Origin of the sequence: Candidatus Paralachnospira sp. LCP21S3_A2 (genome assembly GCF_052118925.1) — a bacterium.
Lineage (GTDB): Bacteria > Bacillota > Clostridia > Lachnospirales > Lachnospiraceae > Lientehia.
The window spans coordinates 118,026-131,612 of the sequence record NZ_JBQKGG010000003.1; the positions used below are offsets into that span (position 1 = coordinate 118,026).

Consider the following 13,587-nt stretch of genomic DNA (forward strand, 5'->3'; position numbering starts at 1 on the left):
TGTTTATAATAAAGAACAAACAGCAAAGCCTTCCGGGACTTGGCAAAAGCGCCTGGGAAGGCTTTTTGTGTAACAGGAAGTTTTTTGCGTAACAGGAAGTTTTTTGCGTAACAGGAAGTCTTTTGTGAAAACAGAAGATTCTTTTACAAAGGAAATGGAGAACCAGTGTGATTCGGATATTTGTATGTCCGCAGTGCGGGAAAACGCGGGTAGTATCGAAATTCCTGAAGGCAGAATGTTATCAGTGCGGTGCACAGATGAAGCCTATGGATATTTCCTATACTGACTGGGTGGAGCTTCCGGAGAAAGAACGGGAAGCGCTTGCCAGGGACTGCCGGACAAAGGAAAGAGACAAAAGGGTGTAAGCCATAAGCAATAAAGCCGGCCGGGTACAAAAGGGCGGAGCATGAAAAAGACAGAAACAAAAGGATACACGCGGACAAAACATCAACACAAAAGGGAGGACTTGTATGTCTGGAACAGCTTGGGCGCTGCTGCCGCCGGTCGTGGCGATTGCACTGGCGCTGATCACAAAGGAAGTTTATTTGTCACTGCTCATCGGAATCCTTTCGGGAGCACTTCTGGTAACGGGATTTAACCCGCTTACTTCAGTAGAAACCACATTTACGATCATGGGAGAGAAGATCGGCGGAAACGCGGATATTCTGATATTCCTGGTACTCCTCGGAATCCTCGTGGCACTGATCACAAAATCCGGTGCATCGAGGGCCTATGGAAACTGGGCGTCCAAGGTCATCAAATCCAAGCGCGGAGCTCTGTATTCTACCGTGCTTCTCGGATCTCTGATCTTTGTAGATGATTATTTCAACTGTCTGACTGTGGGAACGGTTATGCGTCCCGTGACGGACAAGTATAAGGTAAGCCGTGCGAAGCTGGCATATATCATTGATGCAACGGCGGCGCCTGTCTGCATCATTGCACCCATCTCAAGCTGGGCAGCGGCAGTGGGCTCCTCTCTTCCGGAGGGAAGCGGGATCGACGGCTTTAATCTGTTCCTGCGGACGATTCCCTTTAACCTGTATGCAATCCTGACCATCGTGTTCATGCTCTATATGATTGGCCGGAACATGGATTACGGCGCGATGAAAAAGTATGAAGAGCTGGTTGCCAGAGAGGGAGAAGAAACCACTGACGGCGAAGAGGACTTGAAGATCACCGGCCGTGGCAAGGTGATGGATCTGATCATTCCCATTGCGGTCCTGATCGTGTTCTGTATCGCAGGAATGCTTTATACCGGCGGAATCCTGGACGGTGTCGGCATCGTGGAAGCATTTGCAAACTGCGATTCCGCAAGAAGCCTTGTGCTGGGCTCCTTCTTTACGCTGGTTGTAACCTTTATTCTGTATCTGCCGAGAAAGGTCATTACCTTCAAGGAGTTCTGTGAGAGCTTCACCGAGGGCTTTAAGGCCATGACACCGGCCATCATGATCCTCTGTCTCGCATGGACACTTTCCGGCGTATGCCGCGAGGATTATCTGAACATCGGCGGCTTTGTAGGAAGCGTGGTGGGTGGAAATATGCTGGTTGCCATGCTGCTTCCGGCCATTCTGTTTGCTGTGGCAACGGGACTGTCCTTTGCGACCGGAACCTCCTGGGGAACCTTCGGAATCCTGATCCCCATTGCCTTTGAGGTGGTTGGAACCGGAAACATCAATATGCTGACCATCACAACAGCAGCAATCCTGGCAGGTGCTGTCTGCGGCGATCATATTTCCCCGATCTCCGATACAACGATCCTTGCTTCGGCGGGAGCTCAGTGCAACCATATCAATCATGTATCCACCCAGATTCCCTATGCGCTGACGGTTGCGGCATGCTGTTTTGTGGGATATCTGGCGGCCGGCATTACGGCAAACGGCTGGGCCGGCACGCTGCTGGGTCTGGTCCTGCTTATGATCGTTCTGACGGTGATCGCAGGAAAAACAAAGAAAGCGAAAGCGTGACAGCCGGACGGCAGAGCATAACCGGCTCCGGATAACAAGTATTTTTCTATTATTTTTAGAAAACAGGAGGACGTTCGATGAATCTGTTCAAACATAATGTAATCGTTTCGGAACGGAGAGATATGGTAAAGCTGACGGACATCGTCAAAAAAGATGTGAAGGAGAGCGGGATCCGAAACGGGATTGTAGTGGTCCATTGTCCCCATACCACGGCGGCGCTTACCATCAACGAGAATGCAGATCCGGACGTTTCTCACGATATTTTGTATTCACTGGAAAAAACTTTTCCCACCAGGGATATCCGCTACCGTCATTACGAGGGAAATTCCCATGCCCATGTGAAATCCTCGGTCATGGGTGCGTCTGTAACACTGATCCTGGAGGAGGGAGAAATCATTCTCGGCGTATGGCAGGATCTGTACCTGTGTGAATTTGACGGACCGAGACAGAGAACGGTTTATGTAAAGGTAATGGAGGGATAAGATTGGAGATTCAGGAACTGGTAAAAAAACAGCGGGCTTTTTATGCCACAGGTGCGACACGCCCTGTGGCTTTTCGCCTGGAGGCCCTGGCGCGTCTGGAAACGGAGATCAAAAACCGGGAGAGTGAGCTGTTTGCGGCTTTTCGGGAGGATCTGAATAAGGCACCATCGGAGTCCTACATGACGGAAACCGGAATGACACTTTCGGAAATTTCCTTCATGAAAAAGCATCTGATCCGCTATGCAAGGCCGAAGCGTCATCTGACGCCTCTGGCGCAGTTCCATGCAAAGAGCTTTTCCATTATGGAGCCTTACGGTGTGACTCTGATTATGTCGCCATGGAATTATCCGTTCATGCTCTGTATGGAACCGCTGGTGGGAGCTATCGCGGCGGGAAACTGCTGCGTGTTAAAGCCGTCTGCCTACGCACCGGCCACGTCGGCGGCCATCAGGCGCCTCATCGAATCCGTGTTTCCGCCGGAATATGTGGCGGTTGTGGAGGGTGGAAGAGCCGAAAACGCCGAGCTTCTGGAGCAGCAGTTTGATTATATTTTCTTTACCGGCGGCGTGAAGGTCGGAAGGCTGGTCATGGAAAAGGCAGCAAAGAATCTGACACCGGTGACGCTGGAGCTGGGCGGCAAAAGCCCCTGTATCATAGATGAGACTGCGGACCTGAAGGTGGCAGCCAGACGGCTTGCGTTTGGAAAATTTTTAAATAGCGGACAGACCTGCGTAGCGCCGGATTATCTGCTGGTCCAGAGCTCCGTCAAGGATCGGTTTCTGAAGCTGTTCCGCGCGGAGACCAGGCGGATGTACGGAAAAAATCCGCTGGAGAATCCCGATTATCCGAAGATCATCAATGAGAAGCATTTTAACCGGATCAAGGGTCTGATGAACTCCGGAACGGTATTCATGGGCGGCGAAGTCAGGGAGGGCACACTCCAGATTGCCCCGACGGTTCTCGATCAGGTAAAGCCCTCCGATCCTGTGATGCAGGAGGAAATCTTCGGGCCGCTGCTTCCGGTACTGACTTTTGAGACCATTGACGAGGCCGAGAACTTTGTCCTGGAGCGGGAAAAACCTCTGGCCTGCTATATTTTCACCCGAAACAAAGAAACAGAAAGGCGGCTTCTCGGTTCCCTTAGCTTCGGCGGCGGATGCATCAACGATACGATCATTCACCTTGCCACCTCACGCATGGGCTTTGGAGGCGTTGGAAACAGCGGTATGGGAAGCTATCATGGAAGGAAAAGCTTCGAGACCTTCAGCCATGAGAAAAGCATCGTGAAAAAATACAACTGGATCGATCTGCCGATCCGGTATCAGCCGTACCGAAAATGGAAAGAAAAGCTGCTGAGGCTGTTCCTGAAATAAATACAGAACAGTTAAACTGGGGGAAGCCCGGGAACGTTCCAGACGACTCCGGCTGGCAGGCCTGGGTGGACCCGTGAAATCTTTTTGACGATCAGAGCTTGACAAACCATTGTTTTCGTTGTAACCTAATGGTAAATAAAATATACAATCAATTACCTGCGATAAGCAGGTAAAATTTAAAGCCAAATAGTATATTTAATTTACAATAAGAGGAGAGAAAATTATGTTAGCGAATCTGAATGATGTTCTGAAACCGGCACGAGAAAATCATTATGCAGTAGGGCTGTTCAATACCTGCAGTCTGGAATTTGCCCGCGGCGTGATCGCGGCAGCGGAGGAGACGAAATCTCCTGTCATCATTGGAACGGCGGAGGTGCTTCTGCCTCTGGCTTCTCTTGAGGAGATGGCGGATATGCTGATCCCCATGGCAAAGCGTGCCAGTGTACCTGTAGTTGTTCATCTGGATCATGGTCTGACGGCAGAGTGCTGCAAAAAGGCTCTGGAGCTGGGCTTCAGCTCCATTATGTATGACTGCTCCACAGACCCCTATGAGGAGAATATCAAAAAGGTAGCGGAAATGACGAAGCTGGCGCATTCTTGCGGTGCAACCATCGAGGCGGAGCTTGGACATGTGGGCAACAACCCGACAACTGGTGACGCGGCAGATCCGTCTGCATTTTATACCGAGCCGGAGCAGGCTCTTGATTACGCCACAAGAACCGGTGTAGACGCACTGGCGATTGCAGTCGGCACAGCCCATGGCGCATACAAGCTTCCTCCAAAGCTGGATTTTGCCAGAATCCGAGAAATTGCGGAAACCATCGGAACCAGCCTGGTGCTTCATGGTGGATCCGGACTGACAGACGATGATTTCCGCAAGGCCATCACTGAGGGAATCAGCAAGATCAATATTTTTACGGACATCAATCTTGCCGGAGCGAAAGCCGCGCATGATTTCTATGAGAACGGAGAGCATTTACTGACTGATCTTCAGCCTCATATGGTGGAGGCCATCAAGCAGGCGACCATGAAGAAGATGAGAGTGTTCCAGAATCGGTAATTAAGTGAAAGTGGACTTGGGAGAAGGTTAAAGAATATAAAACAAAAGCCACGCATGAGAGGTGCTGTCTTTTTGGGGAAGAGACAGAGCCGTCCTGCGTGGTTTTTATTTTCGTTATGACTTCAGTTTAAAGTAGACAAGCTGGACATTGCTGTTGGAATTTGCCTGGTTGCGCTTCACATCGAACATCCCCAGGGAATTGATAAAGGGGGTGAACTTGGAAAATCCGAAGTTTCGGACATCGAAATCGGGGAATCGTTTGGCCAGCTGATTTCCAAGCTCGGCGGAAAAGATCCAGCCGTCGTCGTCGGAGCATTCTTCCACAAGGGAAAGGATTGCTTTTTTGATGGTTTTCAGGTTCGTCTGGGGCTGAGGCTCCGGTTCCTGTTTTTTTTGTTTGGTACGCTTGGACTGGCTCCGGTTCTTCTTGACAGCCACTGCCTTTTCCGATTCTGCAGATGGCAGATCAGCCGGTTCCGTTACGGTCTCCGGTTCTTCCTGACTTGAGGATAAGAGAATATCCAGATATTTGAACTGGTTGCAGGCCGAAATAAAGGCCTTTGGCGTTTTACTCTCGCCCATGCCGATGACCTGCATGCCGGATTCCCGCAGCCGTGCTGCCAGACGGGTGAAATCGCTGTCGGAGGAAGCCAGACAGAAACCGTCCACGCCGCCGGTATACAGGATATCCATGGCATCGATGATCATGGCGGAATCTGTGGCGCTCTTTCCGGTGGTATAGCCGTACTGCTGGATCGGAATGATGGAGTTGTCCAGAAGCACCCGTTTCCAGGAACTGAGCTGAGGGTTCGTCCAGTCGCCGTAGATCCGCTTATAGGTGGCAATACCGCTCTTTGCGGTTTCGTCCAGAATAATCTTAATGTATTTTTCAGAAATGTTATCTGCGTCGATCAGAATCGCGAATTTTAATTCCTTGTTCATAAAAACCTCATGTCGTCTTATTTAATAGGAAATGACTTCCTGTTTTATTATAAAGCAGAGGGCGGGAAAACTCAATGGAAAGTAACCACAAAGCATATCATAAATTCCGATTCTGTTCAAACTCATGAAAACGTGCTATGATAGGGGCAGGGCCGCCGGCCGCGGAGAAACCCGGGAAAGTGAGCGGAAGATCTGTGACGGCGAGAACAGGAGGATATTTGGATTATGAAGGAAACCATACAGGATCTTACCACAAGAAGAAGTGTGAAGAGGTATCAGCCGACTCAGATTAACCGGGCAGATCTGGAGAAAATCTTAAAGGCGGGCATGAATGCACCCAGTGGTATGGGACGGCAGTCGGCAGTGATGGTGGTTGTTCAGGAGCCGGAGACGGTAAAGAAGCTGTCGCGCATGAATGCGGAAGTCATGGGGGTTCACACAGATCCGTTTTACGGTGCGCCGACGGTGATCATTGTGTTTGCCGACAAGGAGGTTCCGACCTATAAGGAGGACGGAAGCCTGGTGATGGGCAACCTGCTTAATGCGGCACATGCACTGGGGCTTGGCTCCTGCTGGATCCACCGGGCAAAAGAAGTGTTTAACAGCGCGGAGGGAAAAGCCCTCATGAAGAAGTGGGGCCTGAAGGACAGCCTGGAGGGGATCGGTCACTGTATTCTTGGCTATGGAGAGGGGCCGGAGCCTGCGGAAAAGCCCAGAAAGGACGATTATATTGTCTGGGCAGACTGAGTCTCAGAGGGTGATTCACGAGATTCCCCCGGTGTACGATGAGCATTCGCGCATCCTGATCCTTGGAAGCTTTCCGTCGGTGAAATCCAGGGAGGGACATTTCTTTTACAATCATCCGCAGAACCGGCTCTGGAAGGTTCTGGCGGTATTGTTCGGGGACTGCAGGTGTGAAAAAAATACCTGTGAGGGTACGGTTCCGTCTGCGATCGAAGAGAAAAAACAGTTTCTGCTGGATCATGGAATTGCCATGTGGGATGTGATCGCAAGCTGTGAGATCATCGGTTCCAGTGACAGCAGTATCCGGAATGCAGTTCCCAATGATTTAACGGAGATCCTCGGGCGGGCAGCGATTGAAACCATTGTCTGCAACGGCGGAACCTCGTACCGTTTATATGAAACGTATCTGCGGGAACAGACCGGCATGGAGGCGGTAAAGCTGCCGTCCACCAGTCCCGCCAATGCAGCGTTCAGCCTGGAACGGCTGGTAAAAGCCTGGAGTGTGATCGTGTGACGGAGAAGTAAAAAAGGAGTGATCCTTTACTACAGGAAAAACTGAGAGTTTGCAGGGCGCGGGGAACCGGCGCCCTGAATTTATAGGCCCTGAATTTTTACATATTCTATAGGGTATTTCAGCTTGATTTTTCTGTTTTGAACGTTTAAAATAAAACTGGAATATGGAAAAATTCAAATAATTAAAACGCTTCAGAGCCTGGCTCAGAAGCGTTACAAAAATTTACAGGAAAGGCAGGTGGACAGAATGGACGGCTGTGATTCTCACGGGCGAAGTAGCAGCATAGGACGGGAAATAAAAAGAACACAGCGGGCTTTCGGCCGTTCTGTCGTCGTCTGATTTCTGATTCTTTTTCTTTCTTATCCTATGAAAACCGGACTGGAACAAGGAGGATAAGAATATGGAACGTGCACAGGATTACACACAGGAGATCCTGAAGATCGTGCGAAGCAATGCCTCCCCGGCTGTCATGAGCAGCAGACTGGAGGATTTTCACGAGAACGATCTGGCAGACGCACTGCCGGAAATGACGGTTTCGGAACGATGTAAATTATATCGGATTCTGGATACCGATATGCTCTCCAATATTTTTGAGTATACGGAAGAGGACAACGCAGCGGCGTACCTGGGTGAGATCGATGTCAAAAAAGCGGCGGCGATCCTTTCCCGCATGGAGACAAATGCCCTGGCGGATGTCCTTCAAAAACTGGACAAAGACCGGAAGAAGATCTTAATTGATCTGCTGGAGCCGGAGGTGCGGCATGATATCGAGGTGATCGCATCCTATGATGAGGATGAGATCGGAAGCCGCATGACCACAAATTATATTGTGATCTCCTCGAAGCTGACGGTGAAGCAGGCGATGAGCAGCCTGATCTCCCAGGCGGCAAAAAATGATAATATTTCCACGATTTTTGTGGTGACGGATCAGCAGAAGTTCTACGGAGCCATTGATCTGAAGGAGCTGATCATCGCCAGGCAGGGCGACACCCTGGAGGATCTTGTAGTGACCTCCTATCCGTATGTGTATGCGGAAGAGGCCATCGATGACTGTATTGAAGAACTGAAGGATTATTCGGAGGATTCGGTTCCTGTTCTGGATAACGATAACCAGATCCTCGGTGTGATCACATCTGCCAGCATCATCGACCTGGTCGATGATGAGATGGGTGAGGATTACGCAAAGCTGGCAGGTCTGACGGCGGAGGAAGATTTAAAGGAACCGCTGGTCCAGAGTATGAAAAAACGTCTCCCCTGGCTGATCATTCTGCTGGGGCTTGGCATGGTGGTATCATCGGTGGTCGGTGCTTTTGAAAAGGTCGTGGTGGCCCTCCCGATCATCATGAGCTTCCAGTCGCTGATCCTTGATATGGCAGGAAACGTCGGAACCCAGTCGCTGGCTGTGACGATCCGCGTCCTGATGGACGAATCCCTGACCGGAAAGCAGAAGCTGGGGCTGGTATGGAAAGAAACCAGGATCGGGTTCTGCAACGGTGCACTGCTGGGGCTCCTGTCGTTCATCCTGATCGGACTGTATATTTTCTTCTTTAAAGGAAAAACGCTTCTGTTTGCTTATGCGGTATCAGCATGCATCGGAACGGCGCTTCTTCTGGCAATGGTGATTTCCAGTGCCGTCGGAACGTGCATCCCGCTGTTTTTCAAAAAGATCCATGTGGACCCGGCAGTGGCATCCGGCCCGCTGATCACGACGGTCAACGACCTGGTTGCCGTTATAAGCTACTATGGACTGAGCTGGATGTTCTTAATTGAAATGTTCCACATGGCCGGATAAATAAAGGAAAGTCATAAAATTTTATATGAGAGAAGAAAGGCTCAAACCGTTGTGGTTTGGGTCTTTCTTCTTATGTATGTGGTTTATCGTGTTCACAAAATCTTCACAAAAAATTAGCACTCACCTCTTGACATTGCTAATAATGCGTGCTATATTACACGTAGAACAAAGGAAGGGGAACAAGATAAGGAGCCTGAAATGATACATAGCTCCGGAGCGGTTCCGAAAAGCCTTCCGGTTCCAGAAAAGCAAGGTATAAAAGGAGAGATGACTTATGTTAATGCCTAGTATTTTTGGAGAAAACTTATTTGATGATTTCTTTGATGGCGGTTTTCCGTTCTATGATGATAAAGCATTGAGAAACACAGAGAAGAAGCTTTACGGAAGAAAAGCTGATCACGTTATGAAAACCGATATCAAGGAAATGGATAACGGTTACGAACTGGTGGTTGATCTGCCCGGCTTCAAGAAAGAAGAAGTCAAGGTTGCTCTGGAGGATGGTTATCTGACCATCAGCGCTGAAAAGGGTCTTGACAAGGACGAAAAGGAAAAAGATACCGGCCGGTACATTCGGAGAGAACGTTATGCAGGCGCCTGCACAAGAAGCTTTTATGTGGGCGAGGGCCTGACAAACGAGGATATCAAGGGCGAGTTTAAGCATGGTATTTTAACCCTGTTTGTTCCGAAGAAGGAAGTAAAGCCTGTAACCGAAAACAAGTACATTGCCATTGAGGGATAAGCCTCAGGGTTAATGAATCGACTCCGGCGTGTTTGACGCGCCGGAGCTGAGGAATAAAATAACGATACTTAACATACCTCTTGTCGAAGGCTGCTAAGGAGATCAATCAGATTTGGAGGAAAAGATAAAATGAATACTTTAAAAGCTGAAAAGAGAACCATGGACGTCAAAGCAAAGAAGCTGAGAAGAGAGGGATACGTCGTAGGCAACGTGTTCGGAAGAGAAATTAAGGGTTCGATTCCCGTAAAGATGGGCAAGAAGGAAGTGGAAAAGCTTCTGAAGACCGATGGAAAGGGAAGCCAGATCATGCTGGATGTGGATGGAACCCAGTACGATGTGCTGATTAAGGATGTTTTGTTCAATCCGACGGCAGGCCGGATTGATGAGATTGATTTTCAGGCACTGGTAAGCAACGAGATGGTTCATTCCGTTGCAGAGCTGGTATTTGAGAATCATGAGAAGATTGCCGAGGGCGTTCTTCAGATCAACCTGGAGGAGATTGCGTACAAGGCTCTTCCGGCAGCTCTTGTTGACAAGGTAAAGGTTGATGTCGGTGAAATGAAGATCGGTGATGTGATCCGGGTAAAGGATCTGACGCTGGCAGCCGACAAGGATGTTCATATTACAACGGATCTTGATGCTGTAGTTGCAACTGTAACAGCGGTTCATAACGCAGCAGTTCCGGAAGATGCCGATGCAGACGAAGAAACGACAGAGGAATAAAGCGGCAGGATACGAAAAAAAGACAAGGGAGAGCAGGAGAAAGTCCTACTCTCCTTTATATCTATATTATTATGACAGAAAAAGAGAGAGAGGGTGATGTCCTTGACGAAGAGAGACTATTATGAGGTACTCGGTGTCGACAGAAACGCCGATGAAGCCGCCATTAAGAGGGCATACCGGAAGCTGGCAAAGAAGTATCATCCGGATTCCAATGCCGGAGATAAAAAGGCGGCGGAGGCATTTGCGGAGGTGTCAGAAGCCTATGCAGTGCTCGGCGATAAGGAAAAGAGAAAATTATATGACCAGTTCGGTCATGCGGCCTTTGACGGTTCTGCTCAGGCAGGAGACACAGGAGGAGCAAATCCCGGCGGCGGGTATCAGAGCTGGCATTTTGAGGGTAATCCGGAGGATATGGATGATCTTTTCGGAAATATATTCGGGAAATCTTTCCGCGGCGGATCAAAGGGAAGCGGAAAGCATTTCTACCGGAGCTACAGTAGCGACGGAAGCGGAAATTTCTATGAAGATTTCGGAAACGGAAGTAGCGGCAGGTTCAGCGGCTTTGGAGCAGATGATTTTGGCGAAACCCGGAAGGGCCGGGATCTGACGGCCGAGGTGGAAGTCACCTTTGATGAGGCAGCCTTCGGCGGAAAGAAGACCATCCATTTAAAAAGCGATTCTGGAATAAAATCCTACGAGGTCAATATCCCTGCCGGGATCGAATCCGGAAAGACGATCCGTCTGAAAGGAAAAGGAATGCCCGGAGCCGGCGGCGCCGGAGATCTTCTTCTGAAGGTTCAGGTACAGGAGAAACCGGGCTTCCGCAGAGAGGGCATGGATGTGTATACCATGGTCAAAATCCCCTTTACGACCGCAGTGCTCGGCGGAGAGACTATGGTACAGACCATTTACGGAAATGTTCTGTGCAAGATCCGTCCGGGAACACAGTCCGGTTCCAAGATCCGTCTCAGAGGAAAGGGAATTGTTTCCATGAAGAATCCGTCTGTCCACGGAGACCAGTATGCAGTGGTGGAGATCGAGGTACCGAAGAATGTAAGTCCTGAGGTAAAGAAGAAACTTCAGGAGCTGGATGCATTGCTTGGCGGAAAAGGAAGCACCAGCAGTGCGGCATAATTGAATCAATAGGAAGAAACGGAGTCCCCCGGTGTATTACTGGCGGGACTTTGTTTTGTTTCAAAGGAACGTACTCCTGTGAGTCTGTCTGCACGGATGCTTCCGGCGGAGGATAACGGGATGAACATGGAAATTGCAGAATTTCTGTCGGAAAATGCTGGCATATCGGGTATAAAAGGGTATAATGGAAAGGAGGCACCGAGCTGCTTAAACAGTCTTCTCATAAAAAATGACAGACCAGACAGCGCGGCAGTCAAAAACAAAAAAAGACAGGAATTCGACCGCATGAAAGAAAATTTAACTACGGGACCTATTTTAAAAACCTTGACCAGACTGGCGATCCCCATTATGGCATCGTCCTTTCTGGGAACTTTATATAATATCACCGACATGGCCTGGATCGGGCAGCTCGGCTCAAAGGCCGTAGCCGGTGTCGGCGTCGGAGGCATGTTCACCTGGCTGTCTCAGGGGCTGGCCTCCATGGCGCGTATGGGCGGACAGGTCCAGACGGCTCAGTGCATTGGGCGCAGAGACCGGGAAAAGGCACATTGCTATGCCCAGGCGGCCCTGCAGCTTTCGATTCTCATGGGGCTGTTATTTGCTGCAGTCTGTCTGATTTTCACAAAACCGCTGGTGGGCTTTTTTCAGCTACAGGATAAAGAGGCGCTGGATGCGGCGCTTTCCTATACCAGAATTGCCTGCGGACTGATCGTGTTCTCGTTTCTGAGCCTGACCCTTACCGGCCTTTATACCGCACAGGGGGATTCCAAGACGCCGTTTTTTGCCAATCTTATCGGTCTGGCGGCCAATATGATCCTGGATCCGGTTCTGATCCTGGGCATGGGACCGTTTCCGAAGCTGGGAGCCGCCGGGGCTGCCATTGCCACTGTGACGGCGCAGGCCATTGTCATGAGCATCATGCTTCTGGGGATCCTGCGGAAAAACCGGGAAAATGTGCTGAAGGGAAGCCGCCTGTTTGCAAAAATTCCGAAGGAACAGCTGGTGGGGATCTGCCGGATCGGAATTCCCACGGCGATCCAGGGCATGGCCTACTGCGCGATTTCCATGGTGCTGACCCGTATGGTTTCCGCGTTCGGAGCAGAAGCTGTTGCCACTCAGCGGGTGGGCGGACAGATCGAATCCATTTCCTGGAATACGGCAGACGGATTTTCATCGGCTCTTAACGCTTTCGTGGCACAGAATTATGGAGCCGGAAAGATGGAGCGGGTGAAGAAAGGCTATCGGGCATCCCTCTGGACAGTAGGGGCCTGGGGGCTGTTGATCAACCTTGCGTTTGTGCTGGCGCCCGGAGCCATCGCAGGTGTCTTTTTCTATGAGCCGAAAGCGATTAAGACAGCTGTCGATTATCTGGTGATCGTCGGGTTCAGCGAGGCCTTCTTATGCGTGGAGCTTACCACGGTAGGAGCGTTGTCCGGACTTGGAAGGACAAAGCTGTGCAGCATCATCAGCATTATCTTTACCAGTGCAAGAATTCCGCTTGCAGTCTTTCTCAGTAAGACCGCTCTCGGTCTGTCGGGAATCTGGTGGGCACTTTCGATCACATCGATGATAAAGGGGGGAGTATTTGTATTTACCTTTTTCAGAGTGACAGGGAGAAAAAATCCGCAGAATTGCGGAAAGGAAACTTGCACGCAGAAAAAGGATGTGTTATGATGAGAGGCAAACAGGGAAAATGGTAGCAGGCTGCCAGGCTCCTTGTATTAACAAAAGGATTGTAGAGAAAAAATAATAGAATAATCAGAAGCGTTTGAACAGCAGCAGAACAGTTCTTAAATGACCTGTTCGGGAAGTCCGGTGTGATTCCGGTACGGTTTCTCTCCGCTGTAATAGGGACGAACGCTGTCAGATCCACTGAGAAATCGGGAAGGGACAGCAAGTAGGATTGAACCTTGAGTCAGAATACAGGCGGCTGGAGCTTCAGCATAAATGTCCGAAAGCAAATCGGAGGTTTATTTTTTGTGCCATAAACCGGTAAATGGGTTTGACACAAGGCGGTAAAAAATGACATTGAAGGAATCGGATGATTTCCGCGAACAGCTTTCGGTTGATATAAATGAACCACTTATGGCGTCTGAACGTGGATTACCCGCAGAACGGGG

At 49.9% G+C, this 13,587-nt stretch carries 13 protein-coding genes and 1 riboswitch; of the genes, 12 read left to right on the forward strand and 1 reads right to left on the reverse strand.

Going from position 1 to position 13,587, the window contains the following annotated elements; translation table 11 throughout:
* Positions 1-167 precede the first annotated feature (167 nt).
* The 5 genes from ACTQ3K_RS03890 to ACTQ3K_RS03910 all read left to right on the forward strand — a co-directional run bounded on the left by ACTQ3K_RS03890 (position 168) and on the right by ACTQ3K_RS03910 (position 4,879).
* Positions 168-365: a DNA-directed RNA polymerase subunit M gene (locus tag ACTQ3K_RS03890; RefSeq protein ID WP_441565995.1), complete on the forward strand. Its 198-nt coding sequence runs from the start codon at positions 168-170 to the stop codon at positions 363-365.
* A gap of 105 nt (positions 366-470) precedes the next feature.
* A complete protein-coding gene (locus ACTQ3K_RS03895; RefSeq protein WP_441565994.1) occupies positions 471-1,964 on the forward strand; it encodes a Na+/H+ antiporter NhaC family protein in 1,494 nt (497 codons plus the stop codon).
* Between the two features lie 77 nt (positions 1,965-2,041).
* Complete coding sequence (locus tag ACTQ3K_RS03900) at positions 2,042-2,446, forward strand: secondary thiamine-phosphate synthase enzyme YjbQ (protein WP_441565993.1); 405 nt, start codon at positions 2,042-2,044, stop codon at positions 2,444-2,446.
* A gap of 2 nt (positions 2,447-2,448) precedes the next feature.
* Complete coding sequence (locus ACTQ3K_RS03905) at positions 2,449-3,819, forward strand: aldehyde dehydrogenase (RefSeq protein ID WP_441565992.1); 1,371 nt, start codon at positions 2,449-2,451, stop codon at positions 3,817-3,819.
* Positions 3,820-4,042: 223 nt separating this feature from the next.
* Complete coding sequence (locus tag ACTQ3K_RS03910) at positions 4,043-4,879, forward strand: class II fructose-bisphosphate aldolase (protein ID WP_441565991.1); 837 nt, start codon at positions 4,043-4,045, stop codon at positions 4,877-4,879.
* Between the two features lie 114 nt (positions 4,880-4,993).
* On the opposite strand, the gene ACTQ3K_RS03915 is transcribed toward ACTQ3K_RS03910, so the two are convergent.
* Complete coding sequence (locus tag ACTQ3K_RS03915) at positions 4,994-5,821, reverse strand: NYN domain-containing protein (protein ID WP_441565990.1); 828 nt, start codon at positions 5,819-5,821, stop codon at positions 4,994-4,996.
* A 225-nt stretch (positions 5,822-6,046) separates the two neighbouring features.
* Between ACTQ3K_RS03915 and ACTQ3K_RS03920 the strand changes: the two genes are divergently transcribed.
* The 7 genes from ACTQ3K_RS03920 to ACTQ3K_RS03950 all read left to right on the forward strand — a co-directional run bounded on the left by ACTQ3K_RS03920 (position 6,047) and on the right by ACTQ3K_RS03950 (position 13,141).
* The gene (locus ACTQ3K_RS03920; protein WP_441565989.1) at positions 6,047-6,568 is read left to right on the forward strand and encodes a nitroreductase family protein; all 522 of its coding nucleotides are present in this window, start codon (positions 6,047-6,049) and stop codon (positions 6,566-6,568) included.
* The gene (locus ACTQ3K_RS03925; protein ID WP_441566085.1) at positions 6,504-7,079 is read left to right on the forward strand and encodes a DNA-deoxyinosine glycosylase; all 576 of its coding nucleotides are present in this window, start codon (positions 6,504-6,506) and stop codon (positions 7,077-7,079) included. Before ACTQ3K_RS03920 ends, ACTQ3K_RS03925 begins: the two co-directional genes overlap by 65 nt.
* A gap of 400 nt (positions 7,080-7,479) precedes the next feature.
* The gene (gene mgtE, locus ACTQ3K_RS03930; RefSeq protein WP_441565988.1) at positions 7,480-8,871 is read left to right on the forward strand and encodes a magnesium transporter; all 1,392 of its coding nucleotides are present in this window, start codon (positions 7,480-7,482) and stop codon (positions 8,869-8,871) included.
* A gap of 274 nt (positions 8,872-9,145) precedes the next feature.
* Entirely contained in the window at positions 9,146-9,610 is a 465-nt protein-coding gene (locus ACTQ3K_RS03935; RefSeq protein WP_441565987.1) for an Hsp20/alpha crystallin family protein, read from the forward strand.
* Between the two features lie 129 nt (positions 9,611-9,739).
* Positions 9,740-10,333, forward strand: a complete 594-nt coding sequence (locus tag ACTQ3K_RS03940; protein WP_441565986.1) for a 50S ribosomal protein L25 — start codon at positions 9,740-9,742, stop codon at positions 10,331-10,333.
* A gap of 96 nt (positions 10,334-10,429) precedes the next feature.
* Positions 10,430-11,467 carry a DnaJ C-terminal domain-containing protein gene (locus tag ACTQ3K_RS03945; protein ID WP_441565985.1) on the forward strand — a complete coding sequence of 346 codons (1,038 nt, stop codon included), beginning with the start codon at positions 10,430-10,432 and terminating at the stop codon, positions 11,465-11,467.
* A 285-nt stretch (positions 11,468-11,752) separates the two neighbouring features.
* Positions 11,753-13,141, forward strand: coding sequence for an MATE family efflux transporter (locus ACTQ3K_RS03950; RefSeq protein ID WP_441565984.1), 1,389 nt, complete (start codon positions 11,753-11,755; stop codon positions 13,139-13,141).
* Between the two features lie 88 nt (positions 13,142-13,229).
* Positions 13,230-13,413: riboswitch (cobalamin riboswitch) on the forward strand.
* The last annotated feature ends 174 nt before the right edge of the window (positions 13,414-13,587 follow it).

Coding starts and splice junctions, on each gene's coding strand:
- ACTQ3K_RS03895 (WP_441565994.1), top strand. CDS start 471: ATGTCTGGAACAGCTTGGGCGCTGCTGCCGCCGGTCGTGGCGATTGCA.
- ACTQ3K_RS03900 (WP_441565993.1), top strand. CDS start 2,042: ATGAATCTGTTCAAACATAATGTAATCGTTTCGGAACGGAGAGATATG.
- ACTQ3K_RS03910 (WP_441565991.1), top strand. CDS start 4,043: ATGTTAGCGAATCTGAATGATGTTCTGAAACCGGCACGAGAAAATCAT.
- ACTQ3K_RS03915 (WP_441565990.1), bottom strand. CDS start 5,821: ATGAACAAGGAATTAAAATTCGCGATTCTGATCGACGCAGATAACATT.
- ACTQ3K_RS03920 (WP_441565989.1), top strand. CDS start 6,047: ATGAAGGAAACCATACAGGATCTTACCACAAGAAGAAGTGTGAAGAGG.
- ACTQ3K_RS03925 (WP_441566085.1), top strand. CDS start 6,504: ATGGAGAGGGGCCGGAGCCTGCGGAAAAGCCCAGAAAGGACGATTATA.
- mgtE (WP_441565988.1), top strand. CDS start 7,480: ATGGAACGTGCACAGGATTACACACAGGAGATCCTGAAGATCGTGCGA.
- ACTQ3K_RS03935 (WP_441565987.1), top strand. CDS start 9,146: ATGTTAATGCCTAGTATTTTTGGAGAAAACTTATTTGATGATTTCTTT.
- ACTQ3K_RS03940 (WP_441565986.1), top strand. CDS start 9,740: ATGAATACTTTAAAAGCTGAAAAGAGAACCATGGACGTCAAAGCAAAG.
- ACTQ3K_RS03945 (WP_441565985.1), top strand. CDS start 10,430: ATGTCCTTGACGAAGAGAGACTATTATGAGGTACTCGGTGTCGACAGA.
- ACTQ3K_RS03950 (WP_441565984.1), top strand. CDS start 11,753: ATGAAAGAAAATTTAACTACGGGACCTATTTTAAAAACCTTGACCAGA.